Source organism: Blastomonas ursincola (assembly GCF_013607875.1).
Lineage (GTDB): Bacteria > Pseudomonadota > Alphaproteobacteria > Sphingomonadales > Sphingomonadaceae > Blastomonas > Blastomonas ursincola.
This window is the reverse complement of record NZ_VDES01000006.1, coordinates 13,276-29,752: the sequence shown is the minus strand read 5'-3', so window position 1 is coordinate 29,752 and position 16,477 is coordinate 13,276. Positions and strand designations below refer to the sequence as shown.

Annotated in this window: 14 protein-coding genes; 6 read left to right on the top strand and 8 right to left on the bottom strand. The window is 60.3% G+C overall.

The genetic code is table 11. The features are described from left to right. The first annotated feature begins 399 nt into the window (after nucleotides 1–399). Complete coding sequence (locus FG486_RS17980) at nucleotides 400–1,920, top strand: lipopolysaccharide biosynthesis protein (RefSeq protein WP_181268583.1); 1,521 nt, start codon at nucleotides 400–402, stop codon at nucleotides 1,918–1,920. A gap of 15 nt (nucleotides 1,921–1,935) precedes the next feature. Here the strand turns inward: FG486_RS17980 and FG486_RS17975 are convergent, their stop codons facing one another. Further along, nucleotides 1,936–2,406 (bottom strand): low molecular weight phosphotyrosine protein phosphatase, encoded by a 471-nt coding sequence (locus FG486_RS17975; protein ID WP_181268582.1) that lies wholly within the window; start codon nucleotides 2,404–2,406, stop codon nucleotides 1,936–1,938. A gap of 122 nt (nucleotides 2,407–2,528) precedes the next feature. Between FG486_RS17975 and FG486_RS17970 the strand changes: the two genes are divergently transcribed. The 5 genes from FG486_RS17970 to FG486_RS17950 all read left to right on the top strand — a co-directional run bounded on the left by FG486_RS17970 (nucleotide 2,529) and on the right by FG486_RS17950 (nucleotide 8,644). Beyond that, nucleotides 2,529–4,133, top strand: a complete 1,605-nt coding sequence (locus FG486_RS17970) for a spinster family MFS transporter (protein WP_181268581.1) — start codon at nucleotides 2,529–2,531, stop codon at nucleotides 4,131–4,133. Nucleotides 4,134–4,314: 181 nt separating this feature from the next. Beyond that, nucleotides 4,315–5,700 (top strand): phosphoglucomutase/phosphomannomutase PgmG, encoded by a 1,386-nt coding sequence (pgmG, locus tag FG486_RS17965; RefSeq protein ID WP_181268580.1) that lies wholly within the window; start codon nucleotides 4,315–4,317, stop codon nucleotides 5,698–5,700. 5 nt (nucleotides 5,701–5,705) lie between these two features. Next, nucleotides 5,706–6,743: a UDP-glucose 4-epimerase GalE gene (gene galE / locus FG486_RS17960; protein ID WP_181268587.1), complete on the top strand. Its 1,038-nt coding sequence runs from the start codon at nucleotides 5,706–5,708 to the stop codon at nucleotides 6,741–6,743. 2 nt (nucleotides 6,744–6,745) lie between these two features. Then, nucleotides 6,746–7,567, top strand: a complete 822-nt coding sequence (locus FG486_RS17955; RefSeq protein WP_181268579.1) for a class I mannose-6-phosphate isomerase — start codon at nucleotides 6,746–6,748, stop codon at nucleotides 7,565–7,567. A 12-nt stretch (nucleotides 7,568–7,579) separates the two neighbouring features. Further along, nucleotides 7,580–8,644 carry a mannose-1-phosphate guanylyltransferase/mannose-6-phosphate isomerase gene (locus FG486_RS17950; RefSeq protein WP_181268578.1) on the top strand — a complete coding sequence of 355 codons (1,065 nt, stop codon included), beginning with the start codon at nucleotides 7,580–7,582 and terminating at the stop codon, nucleotides 8,642–8,644. A gap of 278 nt (nucleotides 8,645–8,922) precedes the next feature. On the opposite strand, the gene FG486_RS17945 is transcribed toward FG486_RS17950, so the two are convergent. The 7 genes from FG486_RS17945 to FG486_RS17915 all read right to left on the bottom strand — a co-directional run bounded on the left by FG486_RS17945 (nucleotide 8,923) and on the right by FG486_RS17915 (nucleotide 16,417). Continuing rightward, nucleotides 8,923–9,981 carry a glycosyltransferase family 4 protein gene (locus tag FG486_RS17945; protein ID WP_181268577.1) on the bottom strand — a complete coding sequence of 353 codons (1,059 nt, stop codon included), beginning with the start codon at nucleotides 9,979–9,981 and terminating at the stop codon, nucleotides 8,923–8,925. Between the two features lie 4 nt (nucleotides 9,982–9,985). Further along, nucleotides 9,986–11,323, bottom strand: a complete 1,338-nt coding sequence (locus FG486_RS17940; RefSeq protein ID WP_181268576.1) for a hypothetical protein — start codon at nucleotides 11,321–11,323, stop codon at nucleotides 9,986–9,988. A 49-nt stretch (nucleotides 11,324–11,372) separates the two neighbouring features. Continuing rightward, nucleotides 11,373–12,230, bottom strand: a complete 858-nt coding sequence (locus tag FG486_RS17935) for a methyltransferase domain-containing protein (RefSeq protein WP_181268575.1) — start codon at nucleotides 12,228–12,230, stop codon at nucleotides 11,373–11,375. Between the two features lie 212 nt (nucleotides 12,231–12,442). Then, complete coding sequence (locus FG486_RS17930; RefSeq protein ID WP_181268574.1) at nucleotides 12,443–13,690, bottom strand: hypothetical protein; 1,248 nt, start codon at nucleotides 13,688–13,690, stop codon at nucleotides 12,443–12,445. Then, nucleotides 13,687–14,538 carry a hypothetical protein gene (locus FG486_RS17925; protein ID WP_181268573.1) on the bottom strand — a complete coding sequence of 284 codons (852 nt, stop codon included), beginning with the start codon at nucleotides 14,536–14,538 and terminating at the stop codon, nucleotides 13,687–13,689. Before FG486_RS17925 ends, FG486_RS17930 begins: the two co-directional genes overlap by 4 nt. Continuing rightward, nucleotides 14,535–15,455: a hypothetical protein gene (locus tag FG486_RS17920; RefSeq protein WP_181268572.1), complete on the bottom strand. Its 921-nt coding sequence runs from the start codon at nucleotides 15,453–15,455 to the stop codon at nucleotides 14,535–14,537. Before FG486_RS17920 ends, FG486_RS17925 begins: the two co-directional genes overlap by 4 nt. Continuing rightward, on the bottom strand, nucleotides 15,452–16,417 hold the full coding sequence (locus FG486_RS17915; RefSeq protein ID WP_206678416.1) for a GDP-mannose 4,6-dehydratase: 966 nt from the start codon (nucleotides 16,415–16,417) through the stop codon (nucleotides 15,452–15,454). Before FG486_RS17915 ends, FG486_RS17920 begins: the two co-directional genes overlap by 4 nt. Nucleotides 16,418–16,477: the final 60 nt, after the last annotated feature.

The following is a 16,477-nucleotide window of genomic DNA, read 5'->3' as shown; positions in this document are numbered from 1 at the left end:
TACGTGAAGGACATGCATTGGAACGACTTGACTTTAAACTGATACCCGCGGCCTTGAACTCCGCAGGACCAGGCGCCGTCGCCCACATGTCCCTTCATCTAAACCTACAATGTCAAAGATCTCACCAAGACAAAAACAGCGGACAACCAGTGTGCCCCGATCTTTAAACCGAGGGATTGGCTATCCGAAGATGTTGGCGACCGGTGGAAGTGCGATGCGTCAGCGCCGCGTCCCGTCCGGTGAGGCGTCATCTATGGCCGGGATCGATTCGGGTCAAACCCTTTTTGCAATTTTATTTCAATTTTTTTGGGGCAATGCGTCTGCACCCCGAAAAACTCGGGGTTTTGGCATCCGCCCCCCGGACGCCTATAACAGCCCTGCACGGGAACATGAACGTTTATGGTCGAAGATACAGCCGCCGGAATCGCTGATTCAGGATTCGCCAATCGCGTGAGATCCGCGGTTTTCTGGCGTTCCGGCAGCCAGATCGTCAGCCAGGTGGTGATGTGGACCACCACGCTCGCGGTGATTCGGATTCTCGACCCGTCCGATTACGGGCTGTTTGCCATGACCCAGGTCGTGATGGTGATGCTGGCCTTTCTCAACGGCTATGGCTTTGCCAGTTCGCTGATCCAGCAGGAGCAGATCGACACCTTCAGGGTCCGCCAGGCTTTCGGGCTGCTGCTTATCCTCAATCTCGGCATCGCCGCCATCCAGTTTGCCGCCGCACCGGCGATCGCCGCCTATTATGGTCAGCCCCAGGTGGCCGAGCTGCTGCGCTGGCAGACGGTCATGTATCTCGCGACGCCCTTCATGGCGGTACCCGAGGTGCTGATGAGCCGCGCGCTCGATTTCCGCCGGCTCGCCATCGTCAATTTCATCTCTGCCTTTGTCTGCGCGGTCACGTCGATCGGTTGCGCACTGGCGGGCTGGGGCGTTTGGACGCTGGTCGCCGCCCCCACCTCCATGGTGTGGAGCCGCGCGATCGGCCTGTGCATCGCGCAGCGATTCGTCGTCTGGCCCAGCTTCGACTTTCGCGGCACGCGGGCCATGATCGGCTTCGGCAGCGCGATGCTCACCAGCCATCTGTTGTGGAGCCTGCAGACCCAGGCCGATGTGCTGATCGCCGGACGCGTGCTCGATCCGCATGCGCTCGGCCTTTACGCCGAGGCGCTTTTCCTTGCGCAGCTGTTCTCGTCCAAGGTCATTCCGCCGCTCAACGAGGTCGCCTTTCCCGCCTATTCGCGTTTGCAGGCCGAGCCCGCGCGGCTGCAGGCGGCATTCCTGAAAGCCATAGGGCTGATCATGCTGATTTGCTGTCCGGTCTATGCCGGGCTGGCGGTGACCGCGCCCGAAGCCGTGTACACCCTGTTCGGCCCCAAATGGGTGGAAATGGTGCCCCTTGTCCAGCTGTTCGCCCTCGCGATGCCGTTCATGACGCTGCATGTGCTGATCGCCCCGGCGGTCAATGCCCTGGGCGCGCCGCGAATCACGGTGCGATGCTCGGCCTTTGGCGCGGTCTTCATGCCCTTGATGTTCCTGATCGGGGTGCGCTTCGGCGTGACCGGCCTGGCCCTGGGCTGGGTGATCGGTATGCCGGTCGTGCTGCTGTTCTGCCTGTGGCAGTCGTGCCCGGTGATCGGCGTGCGCGTGCGCGATGTGCTGATTGCATGCCTGCCTGGCGTCGGCGCGGCTGCCGCGATGGCCGCCCTGGTATGGATGATGCGGATCGGCCTCAACGGCACGCTCGACAGCAGCCTTCCCGAGATCATGGCCCGGCTTGCGCTGCTCGCCGCGATCGGCGTCCTGAGCTATGGGCTGATGTTGCGCGTGCTGGCGCCGCAGATGCTGAGCGATGCGATCGCGCTGTTGCGCCGCCAGCCGACCGTTATCGCAGAGGAAGAGATCGCCACCGCCTAACCGGCAACGAGGCGGTCAGCGGCGGACGCCGAAGCGCACGAGGACCGCTTCGGCGATCGCTTTCGCATCGGCCCAGGTCGCATCGAAGCCCGATGCGTCGCCATAAAAGGGGTCGGCCACCGCCTGTCCTGCGCGTCCGGGCACCAGATCGAGCGCGAGGCAAAGCTCGGCGGGCGAGCTTGCAGGGGCGATCCGGCGCAGGCCTGCCAGGTTGTCGTGATCCATCGCGAGGATAAGGTCGAACCGATCGAAATCGGCTGCGCTCACCTGTCGGCCGCGCAAGTTCGCAATGTCCACGCCATGCGCCCGCGCCACCGCGATCGCGCGCGGATCGGGCGGGTCGCCACGATGCCAGCCGCCGGTCCCCGCCGAATCGACCGTCCAACCCAGATCGAGTTGGCGCACCCTGTGCTTGAGCGCGCCATCGGCGAGCGGCGATCGGCAGATATTGCCGAGGCAGACGAACAGGATCGATGGCGTCTTCACTCGCTGGCCCCTTCCCGCAGCTGACCGCTTCCGGTCGTTTGACGCTTGCGTCACTTCGGGGCTCTGCTAGCCAAGGGCAAGGACGCACACAAGAGACGCCAATATCGGGGAGAGACACGCGCATGGCCGGGCCGAACGACAATCAGGACACCGCCGCGCCGGGCATCGCGCCCGCCACATCGGCCTCGCCTTATGCCTGGTACGGGCTGTTCATCCTCTTCCTCGTCTATGTGCTCAACTTCATCGACCGGCAGATCATCACCATCCTGGCGCCCGACATCAAGGCGGACCTGGGGCTGGACGATGCCGATATCGGCTTTCTCTATGGCACCGCCTTTGCCGTTTTCTACGCGCTGTTCGGCATTCCGCTGGGGCGGCTCGCCGATAGCTGGCACCGGGTGCGGCTGCTCACCGTAGGTCTTGCCATCTGGTCGGCGATGACGGCGGTGTCGGGCTTTGCGAAGAACGGCCTGACCCTGGGACTGGCGCGGATGGGCGTCGGGATCGGCGAGGCGACCGCGAGTCCGTCGGCCTATTCGCTGATCTCGGACATGTTCCCCAAGCGCATGCGCGGCACCGCGCTCGCGATCTATTCGGCAGGGCTCTATTTCGGGGGCGGCATCTCGCTGATGATCGGCGGCTTCATCGTCGCGGGGTGGAACAATGCCTATCCGGGCGGCGGTCCGCTGGGCCTGGTCGGCTGGCAGGCGGCGTTTCTTGCGGTCGGCGTGCCCGGCCTGCTGCTCGCCGCCTGGGTTGCGACGATGCGCGAACCGGTGCGCGGACTGGTCGACGGATTGCCGACACCGCCCTCGACCGAGCCGTTTCGCGGTTTCTTCCAGGAGCTGTTCGCGGTCATTCCGCCGTTCACGATGATCGCGGCGGCGCAGCGCGGCGCCGCCGCCTTTGCGGTCAATATCGGCGCCCTGGTTCTGCTGGGGCTGATCGCTGCCGGCATGATCGCGCTCACCGGCGCGACGCTGCAATGGCTGTGCATCGCCATCGGCTATTATGCCGTCTTCTCCTGGGCGAGCTCGCTGCGCGCGCGCGACAAGGCGACCTTTGCGCTCATCTGGGGATCGCCTGCATTCGTCTGCACGATCCTGGGCTATGGCTGCGTCGCCTTCCTGTCCTATGCCACCACCGCGTTCGGACCGACCTATGCCGCGCAGGTTCTGGGCGAGGACACCGCGAAAATCGGGTTCTGGATCGGCGGCTTCGGCGCGCTCGGCGGGTTCCTGGGCGTGATCCTGGGCGGTCGGATGTCCGACTGGCTGCGTGCGCGCAGCGAATCGGGGCGGATCATGGTGATCGCCTTCGGGCTCATCACCCCGGTCATCCCGGTGATCCTGGCCTATACCACCGCCAACGATCCGAATTCGGATGCCGATTTCATTCGCTTCACCGTGTTCGCCTCGCTCGCCAACATGTTCGCCAGCTCGGCGCTTGGCGCGGCGGCCGCGACGACGCAGGACCTGGTGATGCCCCGCATGCGCGGCACCGCCACCGCGACCTTCTTCCTGGCGACCACGCTGTTCGGCCTGGCGCTTGGCCCCTATCTCGCCGGGCAGATGTCGGTGATCTCGGGCAGCCTGTCGACCGGGGTGCTCTCGATCCTGGTGATCGTGCCGGTTGGCCTAACCCTGCTGTTCTTCGCCTGGCGGATGGTACCGCTGGCCGAACGCACCGTGGTCGAGCGCGCGCGGGCGGCTGGCGAGCCGGTATGACGGACCGCCCTGGATGTCATGCCCAGTCCCACCGGATCGGACCCGATCGCCTGTGGTGCCACATATAACCGTGTTGAATTCCGGAGGAGGCAACGGTAACGACGTTGCTCCATGGCCCGTTCAGGGCTGAATTCTGGGCAGCCCGACGCTGCGCAGCACAGTTCGGGAAGCTGACCGATACATGACCCATGCCTTTCACCCCACCAGCCTGCGCGAATATGACATTCGCGGGATCATCGGCGAAACGCTTGGCGAGGCGGATGCCTATGCGATCGGACGCGGCTTTGCGACGCTGATCGCGCGCGCGGGCGGCAAGTGCGTGGTGGTCGGCTATGACGGCCGTGTCAGTTCGCCGGTGCTCGAAGCGGCGCTGATCAAGGGGCTGAACGACAGCGGTATCGATGCGATCAGCGTCGGCATGGGCCCCACCCCGATGCTCTATTATGCCGAGTCAGTGCTGGAAGAGGCGGATGGCGGCATTCAGATAACCGGCAGCCACAACCCCGCCAATTACAACGGCTTCAAGATGGTCTTTCAGGGCCGCCCGTTTTTCGGCGCGGATATCCGCAAGCTGGGCGAGATGGCGGCGGCCGGCGACTGGGCCGAGGGCACCGGAAGCGCGCGGCAGGTCGATATTCTCGATCGCTATGTCGATCGGCTGGTTGAGGATTTCGGCGGCACCGCCGCGCGCATCGGCTGGGACTGCGGCAATGGCGCGGCCGGCCCGGCGGTCGAAAAGCTGGTCCAGCGCCTTCCGGGCGAGCATTTCACGCTGTTTACCGATGTGGACGGCAATTTTCCCAATCATCATCCCGATCCTACCGAGGAAAAGAATCTCGCCGATCTGAAGGCACTCGTCGCGGAAAAGCAGCTCGATTTCGGAGTGGCTTTTGACGGGGATGGCGACCGGATCGGTGCGATCGACGGCCAGGGCCGCGTGATCTGGGGCGATCAGCTGCTGAGCATTTACGCCGAAGTGGTGCTGAAAGACCTGCCCGGCGCGACGATCATCGCCGATGTGAAGGCCAGCCAGGCGCTGTTCGACCGGGTGAGCGAGCTCGGCGGCGAACCCTTGATGTGGAAGACCGGCCACAGCCTGATCAAATCGAAGATGAAGGAGACCGGCTGTCCGCTCGCAGGTGAGATGAGCGGGCACGTGTTCTTCAAGCATCGCTATTACGGTTTTGACGATGCGCTCTACGCCGCGGTCCGGCTGATCGAGGCGCAGACGGTGCTGGGCAAGAGCGTGACCGAGATGCGCGGCGCGATGGCGCCGATGATCAACACCCCCGAAATGCGCTTCCAGGTCGACGAGACGCGCAAGTTCGCGGTGGTGGACGAGGTGCTCGAACGGCTCTCGGCCGCAGGTGCCAATGTGAACGCGACCGATGGCGCGCGCGTCAACACCGAGGACGGCTGGTGGCTGCTGCGCGCATCGAACACGCAGGACGTGCTCGTCGCCCGCGCCGAAGCGCGCAGCCAGGAAGGCCTAGACCGGCTGATGGCGCAAATTGACGAGCAGCTTGCGGCCTCGGGCCTGAAGCGTGGCCCCCAGGCGGGGCATTGATCGCCATGTCGGCAAGGGCGAGCGAAGCGGTCGACGCATTCAAGACCCGTCATGCGGTGCTCGTCACCGGCGGTGCGGGCTATATCGGCAGCCATGCCGTGCTGGCGCTCAAGGATGCGGGCTGGAAGGTCGCGGTGATCGACAATCTCGTCACCGGCTTTCGCTGGGCGGTGCCCGAAGGTGTCGCGTTCTACGAGGGCGACATTGCCGATAGCGAGCTGGTCGCGCGGATCATCGCAGAACAGCAGATCGGCGCGATCCTGCACTTTGCCGGATCGATCATCGTGCCCGAATCGGTCAGCGATCCGCTCAAATATTACAGCAACAACACGGTGAAGAGCCGCGCGCTGATCGAATCGGCGGTGAACGGCGGGGTGAAGCATTTCATCTTCTCCTCTACCGCCGCGACCTATGGCACGCCCGAGGGCGATGGCCCGATCCCCGAGAACGCCCCGCAGCAGCCGATCAATCCCTATGGCACATCCAAGCTGATGACCGAGTGGATGCTGCGCGACGTCGCCTTTGCGCATGACTTCAACTATTGCGCCTTGCGCTATTTCAACGTGGCGGGCGCCGATCCGCAGGCGCGCACCGGCCAGTCGACCGCAGGCGCCACCCACCTGATCAAGGTCGCGGTCGAAGCTGCGCTCGGCAAGCGCGACAGCGTGGCGGTGTTCGGGACCGATTTCAACACCCCCGACGGCACCGGCGTGCGCGACTATATCCATGTGAGCGATCTGGCGAATGCGCACGTGCTCGCGCTCGAGGCGCTGATCGAGAACCCGACGGAGAGCCACCGGCTCAATTGCGGCTATGGCCATGGCTATTCGGTGCTCGAGGTGCTCGACGCGGTCGACCGCGTCACCAATCTGAAGATCGAGCGCGTGCTGTCCGATCGCCGCGCCGGCGACCCCGCCGCGCTCACCGCCGACAGCACCGCGATCCGCGCGCGCTTCGGCTGGCAGCCTGCCTTTGACGATCTTGACACCATCGTGACCCATGCGCTGGCATGGGAACGCCGCCTCAGCGAACGGGCCGGATGAGCATGGCAGCGCTGTCTGCCTGCAAGCTTGCCACGCGCCAGGTCGAAAAGCCTTGGGGCCGTGCGGTGCTGCCTGCCCCGTTCCGCAACCCGGGCAGCGAGAAGATCGGCGAGATCTGGTTCGAGGCGGAAACTGGCCCGGCGCTGCCGCTGATGATCAAATATCTGTTCACCAGCGAGAAGCTGTCGATCCAGGTCCATCCCAGCGATGCCGAGGCGCAGGCCATGGGCATGGCGAGCGGCAAGGAGGAGTGCTGGCTGGTGCTCGACGCCGAGCCGGGCGCGTGCCTGGGCATCGGCACGCTTCGCCAGCTGGGAGCCGACGAACTGCGCGAGGCCGCGCTGTCGGGCGAGATCGAGGCACTGATGGACTGGAAGCCAGTCGCGCGCGGCGATTTCTACTATATCCCGGCAGGGACAGTGCACGCGATCGGCGCTGGCGTGAGCCTAATCGAGGTGCAGCAGAATGCCGACATCACCTATCGGCTCTATGATTACGGACGCCCGCGCGAGCTGCATCTCGACGATGGCGTCGCGGTCTCGCGCGCTGCGCCCTATCCCGCCCAGCTGCATCACAGGGTCGATTTCGCGGCCGATCAGTTGCTGGTCGATGGGCCGTTGTTCTCGCTGCTGCTGACCGGCGATGCCGCGGCGCGGCTGGACGGCACGGGGCCGCTCACGGTGATTCCGGTCGAAGGCAGCGTTCGGGTCGACCAGCCCGAGGGCATGCTGACCGTCGACGCGGGAGAATGCCTTGCCATCGATCCCGACAGCCGCTTAATCGCCAGCCCCGGCGCCCGGCTGCTGCTTGCGCGCGCGCATTGAAGCGAGACCCCCATGACCCAGATCATCCCCGTCATCCTGTCCGGCGGATCGGGCACGCGGCTGTGGCCGCTGTCGACCGACCAGAGCCCGAAACAGTTTCTCGCGCTCGCGTCTGACCGGACGATGTTTGCCGATACGCTCGCGCGTGCCGGCGATTCGACCCGCTTTGCCGCCCCGCTGATCATCGGGGCCGAACGGCATGCCGCGCTGATGGAAGCCGAGCTGGGCGGCGAGGCGCACGAGGGGGCACGCATCATCCTCGAGCCGAGCGCGCGCAACACCGCGCCGGCGATCGCGCTCGCCGCGCTCGCAGCAGGCGGGGGCGATGCGGTGATGCTGGTGATGCCTAGCGATCATGTGATCCTGGATTTGCCTGCCTTCCTGGCCGCGGTCGATACCGCGCTTCCGGCGGCGCGCGATGGCTGGCTGGTGACCTTCGGCATCGAACCCACGGGTCCCGAAACCGGCTTTGGCTATATCCGCATGGGGGACGGGCTCGATCACGTCCCGGGCGTGCGCAAGGTCGATCGCTTCATCGAGAAACCGGCGCGCCACAAGGCCGAGGCGATGCTCGCCGAGGGCCACCATTCGTGGAATGCCGGCATCTTCCTGATGCGCGCCGACCGGTATCTTGCCGAGCTGGCGCGCCACGCCCCGGACATGGATGCCGAAGCGCGCGCGGCGCTTGCGGGCGCGGACCTCACGGCGCGGCTCATTCGCCCGGATGCCGAGCGGTTCGCCGCCTGCCCGTCGGATTCGATCGACTATGCGGTGATGGAACGAGCAGAGCGCGTCGCGATCGTGCCCGTCGCCTGCGGCTGGTCCGATGTCGGCAGCTGGGATGCGCTGGCGGACATCGGCACCGCCGACGCGGACGGCAACACGGTTGCCGGCGATACCATGCTGATCGATACGCGCGGCTGCCATGTGCATGCCGACGGCATCACCGTGACCGCATCGGGGATCGAGGATCTCATCGTCATCGCAAATGGCAGCCATGTGATGATCGTGCCCAAGGGTCGCTCACAGGATGTCAAGAAGATCGCCGAAGCGCTCAAGGCACGCAACGAAGGCTAGTGCGTTTTCACATTGAGCGATAACGCTCTAGTTTTTTGATGCCGCATTTCACGGGCCGCGGAGCGTGAACGGTCACCTTCAAAATGCTATAGCTGGGAGGAAAAATGCTCTCGGTTATATGCGGAGGATGTGGCACGCCGCGCAACGAGCGATGGCCGCTCCGGTACCAAAAATCCGCAAGACACTCGCCCTTCGTCCACTTGGATGCAATGGTGGGCCCGGGGGTTCGCGCCGGGAGCGAATTGGGAAAGCTGATTCTGTGAGGCTTGTCGTCACCGTTATCTGGATGACAGCTGCCGGTACGCTTCCGCAGTCTCTGAAAAGCAGCGTCTCCAACTGAACCGTTCCGCATTGGCTAGGCTATCGATGCGAACCCGGCGATTGAATTCCGAATCAAACAGCGCGCTCAACTGGGCGGCATACGCCTCGCCATGCTGTCGCTCTGCGTAGAGCGCCGCATCGCCACCGACCTCGGGTATGGACGAAACATGCGAACAGACCACCGGGGCACCACAGGCCATGGCCTCCAGAACCGGCAGGCCGAACCCTTCATAATCCGATGGGTAGATCAGTGCGAAACACTGGGCATAGATGCGGCGCAGGGCGTCATTGCTGACACCGTCCTGGTACCGATAGCGCCCAGGCAGGGCAGCCTCCAGGCTTTGCTCTTCTTCCGGTGTCAGGGGGGGGCCCACGATCAGCAGCTTGAGATCCGGCAGGGTACGCAGAGCATCGACCGCCAGAGCAAACTGCTTGTAGCCGGCACGCTGACCGACGAACAGCACCTGATCGGCCAGTGCCGAATCGCGCTCCTCATCGGCATTCAGCGGGCGGAAGACATCGGCATCGTGCGCGAGATGCGTGACCAATACGCGCGCGGGATCGATCCGCGGATAGCGATCGAGCAGATCGGATCGCGTGCTGTGGGAAATCGACAGGATGACATCGGCCCGGTGCAGGGCCCTGCTCTTTTGAATGCCGTGCACCTGACGCGCCAGCCCGGTGCGATAACGTTCATAGATGAAATCATAGACCGTCATGACGCTGGCAGTGCGCCTGGAGGCCGGGGCCCGATAATAGGAGCTGTGCTGGATGCTGCAGGCGGTTGGCGCGGCACGCAGATAGCGGGCGATTCGAATGTTGCGGGGATCGTGCGCGACCGGCAGGCGATCCAGTTCAGGCGCGAGCTGCAAGCCCGATATCACCGGATTGGGCAGGACGACCTCGCAATCATGGCCGAAATCTGGGCTCCAGTGCATGAGCAACTGATGCCAATAGGTACTGATGCCGCCAAAGCGCTGCAGTCCGAAAATGATGCTGTCGAGAGAAACGGTCATGGCATCAGGCCATCGCCTCACGACGACGGGGAACGACATTGATCCACATCCAGATAACCGCGAGAAGCAGCAGGGCGATTAGCGCCAAAGACCCGGAAATGTTGCGGAACGATATCAGCAGGTTTGCGCACATCGTAACCCAAAATGCCATGGCAGCAGCCAAGGAAGGTATCCATCCCGAAGCGGCGCGGAGGACGATGCCGAAGGCAAGGATGAAGGCCGCGAACATAAGGGGGCCCATGACGCCGAAAAGCATGTGGAAATCGCCGATCAGTCCAGGGAACACATTGCCTTGCCCCAAGAGCAGGTCAATGTTCGCACGGACTTGGTTGAATGTGATGAGGTGATCGGGGATCTCCTTGTCGAACCCGAGAAAACGCGGAAGGATGAACGAGAAGGGCGTCTGAAAGAAATTGTATATTTCTCTTCCCAGCTCGTGCGGCGCGTAGTTGATCATGTATGTCTTGATGAACACCAGTTCACGAAACATGTCGTTGTTGTTAAACAGCGTATTGGACAGGAAATTGCCTTCCTCGTTGCGAAACACGGTGAACCGGGCCACGATGCCCGTGGAGGCCAAACCGATCACGCCACCCAAGAACGTAAGATAGATGTATCGAAGACCACTCAACGCGCCTTGACGCTGTTGCGCCATTTGGTCCTGCGTCGGGCGAAACACGAAACCTGCCATCACCGCGAAAATTCCAAGAACCAGAATCGAACGAGTACCGGAACCGAGAAAGCTCAGCACTAGAGCAAATGCAGCTATCGCGCCGTGAAATGACAAAAGCCTGGACTGATGCACCGCATAGGCGATCAGATAGACGGAAACCGCAATGTTAGCGATATCCCAGAGCGCCAGCAGAGACTGTGTGGCACCCTCGGAAATGTTGTAATAGGTAAGGAACTCGCGAGATGACGCTCGCCCAGACAAGATGTCAAGCAGCACGCCCGGCCCTTCAGTCGCAAACCTAATGACAAACAAGCCGAATGTCGAGCCAATGATGGCCCAAGCCATGGCTCCATAAGAAAGTTGGATATCGAGATTTTGCTGGCGCTGCGCAAACAGAGGACGAGCCGCAATAAGCGTTGCGACCGACAGAAAATGATAAAGCAGGACGACCCATGAGGCCTCTGTAACTATGTCGTCGCGAAGCGTGAACGAGCCCAAGAGACTAGGCGGCGGGAAGTTCACCACCTGCAGCGATGGTATCCAGTACCAATAGAAAAATCCGAGATTAACGGTTAGGAAAAGCAACGCCTGCAAGCTCTTCGCTTCTGTCAACCTCGCACCAAGGGCGATCAGTAAAAACGCTAGAACCAGAGGAAGGTTTTCTAACAAGATAATTTTCCATCAAAACAGCACATACCCATACAGGCCCTGGCCGCCATCACACCTTCTGTGGTTTGGCGAAAGCGCAGATCTGAAATGCATAGGGCGTCCTCTGCAGCAAATTATGCACGTTGCGGCGAACAAATTCATGCATGTTCATATCACGAACGTAGGGGGCAACACCGGTCACCTTCAGCGCCTCATAACCATTGTCAGCAAACACTCGAGCAAGGGAAGATGGGGTGTAATAAAAAACATGCTCCCAAGGGATCAACCCGATTTCGCGGTTCCGTATCTTGGCAAAGGCAAGCTTAGCCTTAGTCGGCTTACCGCTCGGCACCGATACGAAATAGACGGTATTAGGCGTCAAATATTGACGGACCTGCCTAAGCAGCGTTTTGGGGTCCCGAATATGCTCGAAAACATCCCACATTGTTACAAAATCGATTCGCGGCTTTTCTGCAAACTCCGCCATATAATCATCCATGCTGATGGCGTGGCGCACATTTGGATGTTTCTTCTGTGCTACGCGGGCCTGCGCTTCGGAGGCGTCAAAACCATAAACATCAAAACCCCGCTCGCGAGCAAAATCCAGGAATCCGCCCACGCCGCAACCAATATCCAGGACCGACCGGCGCTCGCCTGCCGCTAGCCCGGGGTCAAGACGCTTGGCTTCTTCCAGCCATTGGGTGAACGCCCCGATCTTGGACTTGCGCTGGATAAAGACGTGCTCACCAACCAGATCACCTTCCTCGAGATCAACATAATCCGGTGAAACATCACTTATGTCGCCCAAGGTTTGGTAAAGATCGCAATCTTCACAATGATAGCTATTATAAGCCACGCCCGAGCGCTCTTCCGAAAAGAGGAAGTTTACGTTCTTGCTGCCGCAAAGCTTGCATTTCAGTTCAGTCACAGCGCACCTACATCTATACTCAAGTCGTCGGATTCTAGAGGCGCCCGCTGCCTCCGCCCCTAACACTTCCGTTTTTGCCCCCCGCGCCCCACAAGTGCGGTGCCGGGCCATCTAGCACGTTTCATCCCAATGCAAAGATACTTTTGATACGGTTATGCTGGCAACAGATCATCCTGGGCGTTGCGCAGCCACGTCAAATTCGTTGAGGTCGATCATGCTGCTGTCGCCTGCAGCTCCGCTTGGCGGTCGAGACTGCGAGCACGCGCGGCGACATATATATACTCGACCAGCCAAATGATGATGAACATGAACGCGACCGCATAGCTTCCCAGCACGTCCGTTAGCAGCAAACCGGCAGCGAACAGAAATTTCAGGCCGATCCTGACCAGCAGGAAGATCACGCTGACCCGGCCTTCCTGAAAGATGAACCGCGACCAACGATTGCCAGCGACACCTCCATCGCCGATCACAATGATGAAAAATATCTCCCAATTACTTGACAAAGATGGTGGGATATAGGTTTGAAAGAATTCAATATGTCGTATTATAAGAATTAATACAGAACCTATAAATCCGACACTTATCCCAATCGCATTCCCCAGCAATAACGTTTTTTGCATATAATTGTCAATTTTTTTTGCAGAACTCGTCAATAGCCTACGATACATCTCAGCAAAATAGGGCTCCATAACAATGGATATGCCATTTCCGATACGCCGGGCAAAAAAGTATACAACAAATATTGTAGGGCTTACCAGTAGCCCAACGAACACCTTGTCGACATTCTCACAAAAGCCAGATCCCATATCATAAAGCCAATTGTGGGCAACTGAACGACCGGTTGCTGCGATGTCTTTGCATTTGATGCGGGAGATGCGGGGCAGGATCCGTGGGGCGTTGATCAGCACGAACCGGAGCATTTCGGGCACAAGAAAATAGAGAAAAACATACCATGCGGGCGACGCCATACCCTCTATTGGCGACAGAAAGCCCGTCGCACTGAGTGTGATCAGGACAAGGCGAGCGGCGGTGGGCATCAGCATCCACGCCGCCAGTGTAAACCAGTCATGCCGCGCGCGGAAATAGCCCTGGTGCGATGCCATACCCGCTAGGCCAAGCGCCAGGTAAAACAGTAAGGCCTCGCTCCGGTACTCCACGATAGTAGTGACGGGTATGCTGGCCAAGCCGAGCAGAACAAGCAAACCGGTGGCGTAACAGATCATTTCAAGCACAACGGCAGCCCAGTACCGTTGTTCCAGCTCGTCTTTGCCAACGCCGCTCAGGACATACAGCCAGCATTGCGGCACCATGACCATCTGGGCCAGCGCAATGACCGCCTGCACCAAAACTAGGCGAGCAAGAGCCGGGTCGCCGTAGAGATAGGCAAAATAACCGAAGAAAACTAGTGATGCCACCGCATTGAAAGCACCGCAGATCGTCGGAATGGCAAAGACCTTCATGTGAGGCGTGATATCGCCCGGCGCGCGATCCGTCCGGCGGCAATATAAGCTGATCCCTGCCAGAGTTTTAGCTGGTTGCGGTTCAGCAACGGCTCAGCGGCCAGTTTATATCGGCCCTGAAGATGGAGAATGAGCGGATTGACGCTCGCGCCATCCTTCGTGCGCATCCTGATACCGTCAGCAGACAACAACAGGCGCTTGCGCCCGAAGCTGGTTTCAAAGCCGGCATTGGCGCAATCGGGACTGGAAACGTTGTGATCGATATATTGCCCGGCCAGCACCTTGTTGGAATTGACAAAAGCGATACCACGATCCTGAACCCACAGGTACAGCAGCGTCATGTCCGAAATCGAAGCGCGGTCGGTGACCGCAGAACGGCGCGCGTAAATTGCCTTCAGGCGATCAAGCCCGGTCCTATACTGCTCGATGAGGAAGTCGCAGAAATCATCGAGCAAGGCCCGAGTCCAGAAAGAAAAATGAGGGCTGATATCCTCTTCAGGCACACCGGCATTGACGCCGATGCTGCCGACAAATCCCTGCCGATCGGCGATTAGTTCAGCAGGAATGTCCTTGGGCGCACATTGCACGAAGAGATCGCTGTCCGCCATGATGGCCCGATTGCCAACGGGCAGGAGCGCGCGCATGGCAAAATAGCGGTGAAAGCATGCGAGCTCGAAGCCTTCCGGATTGACCGAAAGATGATGATAGGCCTGACGAAACCGGGCAAAATCGGGGTCGTTGGCACTGGGTTCCTGCAGGATCACCGTGAACCCATGGCGCTCGGCCGTTTGCCGGAAAACGTCGACAAACGTGGCCTTGCGATTTTCAAAACAATAGAGCGTATTCACCAATAAGCTCCGCCAGCAATTTCCATCTTCTGGAAGCCCTCGGGCTTTTCGTCCTCGCCAGGCCGCGTCCAGTGCTCGTTAACTAGGGCCTTGTACTGGGGGTCATTGAGCCACCGATTGCCGATGATGCCGAACAGCAACTGCGTGGCCCCGCCCAGCATCAAGGCGGTAGCCCCGAGGGACTTGGCGTGCGCCGCCAAGGGCAAGCCGTATGCCCCCGCTCCGACAATACAGACATCTGGCTGCGAGTCAGAAATTTGACGCTCCATCTCGGCCAGGTTGGCAAACCAGTCCTGCCCATCCGTAGATGCGTCCGCTTGGGTCTGAGGCGCGCGAACCAGCGTCAGTGTGCAATCCGGAAGCGTCGGACGATCAAACAGTAGGTCCCGCTTTGGAAACTGGCGAGCGATGGTCGAGGTGAAGGGATGCACCACCGTAACTCTCTTGCCCGCCATGGCAAGTGGCCAGCGATTGATGGTGAAGAACGGGTCGAGATCAATCAGGCGACAAATTTCAGCATCGTTTTTATAAATATTCTTGTCGAATTTCGACCAGGCAGCATAAATATCAATTTGTCCGATACATTTAATATAAAGTTCAGCAAATCTATCAAGATTTTCATCATCGGTAGGAAAAAACCCAGCGCCCGATTTCATGGTTTCTTTTATATGATCTGTATAAGGCTTTGGGTTTGAACGCCCTCTCCGCATGAGCATGAACTGGCTAATGGCATCGCCTTCATTTGAACCGACCCTAGCGATCAACTGCCCGCCAGTGTCGATAGCTGCTGCGATCGAAATCTGGGTTTGCTCATGCGACATCGTCGGCATGGGAACGCCGCGCAACGCATAGTTGATCTGGGGCACCTTCAGGATAACGCTAGCCTTGCCTTTGGCCCACCGCAAGAATCTGGTCATGAACGTCCCCCACGGTCCAGAATCGCCGCGTATTCAGCGCAAAGCTTTTCGATCATTGCCTTGCCCTGATAGGCCGGTGTCCAACCCAACTCTCGGCGTGCCTTGCTGGCATCTCCGCAACTGTAGACCAGCTCGTTAGGCCGTGCCAGCGCCTCGGAGCTGGTGACATACTCCTGCCAGTCCATGCCGAAATAGGCAAAGACATGAGCCACGAAGTCTCTCAATTGCATGGCTTGGCCAGTAGCGATGACATAATCCGAGGGATGGTCATGCTGCACCATGCGATACATTGCATCTACATAATCCTCTGCCCAACCCCAGTCGCGCCAGATGCTCAGATCTCCAAGGGTCAACTGACCCGAGCGATTTTGCGATATGGCATAGGCCGTCTCGATGACCTTGCGGGTCACGAAATTGGCCCCCCGAAACGGGGATTCGTGGTTAAAAAGGATGCCTGTAACCGCAAAAAGACCAAACGATTCCCGGTAGGTCGAAACGACCCAGTACGCACTCGATTTGGCAGCTCCATAGGGGCTGCGTGGCGCGAAACGGCTTGTTTCCGTCAGCGGTTCGCCGACCGGTCCGCTGAACATTTCGCTCGAACCCGCGTTATAGAACCGGACATGCGGAAAATGCAGACGCAACTCCTCCAGCATGGCGATTGTACTGGCGACAATGCTGTTGAATGTCCCCACCGGCTCGGCAAACGAGATGCCGACCGAGCTCTGGCCCGAAAGGTTGTAGATTTCCGTGGGCTTGAACCGCTCAACCAGCGTCCGGAACGCATGCGCATCAACCGGGTCAAATGCGCGAAGGTCTACCTTTTCCCGCAGACCAAAGTGATCGAGTGAAAGGAACGCGCCATCAGCGATCGAGCGGGACGTCCCAAGAACGTCATAGCCCTCCGACAGCAGCTTCTTGGCGAGATATCCGCCATCCTGTCCTGACACGCCAATGATCATGGCACGCTTTGCTCGCGACGAGCGCGACCGGTTATCCACCATCACGTTCATCCGCCGATG

What these genes read in the sequence shown, in the direction of transcription:
- FG486_RS17980 (WP_181268583.1), top strand. Translation starts at nt 400, where the DNA reads ATGGTCGAAGATACAGCCGCCGGAATCGCTGATTCAGGATTCGCCAAT.
- FG486_RS17970 (WP_181268581.1), top strand. Translation starts at nt 2,529, where the DNA reads ATGGCCGGGCCGAACGACAATCAGGACACCGCCGCGCCGGGCATCGCG.
- pgmG (WP_181268580.1), top strand. Translation starts at nt 4,315, where the DNA reads ATGACCCATGCCTTTCACCCCACCAGCCTGCGCGAATATGACATTCGC.
- galE (WP_181268587.1), top strand. Translation starts at nt 5,706, where the DNA reads ATGTCGGCAAGGGCGAGCGAAGCGGTCGACGCATTCAAGACCCGTCAT.
- FG486_RS17955 (WP_181268579.1), top strand. Translation starts at nt 6,746, where the DNA reads ATGGCAGCGCTGTCTGCCTGCAAGCTTGCCACGCGCCAGGTCGAAAAG.
- FG486_RS17950 (WP_181268578.1), top strand. Translation starts at nt 7,580, where the DNA reads ATGACCCAGATCATCCCCGTCATCCTGTCCGGCGGATCGGGCACGCGG.
- FG486_RS17945 (WP_181268577.1), bottom strand. Translation starts at nt 9,981, where the DNA reads ATGACCGTTTCTCTCGACAGCATCATTTTCGGACTGCAGCGCTTTGGC.
- FG486_RS17930 (WP_181268574.1), bottom strand. Translation starts at nt 13,690, where the DNA reads ATGAAGGTCTTTGCCATTCCGACGATCTGCGGTGCTTTCAATGCGGTG.
- FG486_RS17920 (WP_181268572.1), bottom strand. Translation starts at nt 15,455, where the DNA reads ATGACCAGATTCTTGCGGTGGGCCAAAGGCAAGGCTAGCGTTATCCTG.
- FG486_RS17915 (WP_206678416.1), bottom strand. Translation starts at nt 16,417, where the DNA reads ATGATCATTGGCGTGTCAGGACAGGATGGCGGATATCTCGCCAAGAAG.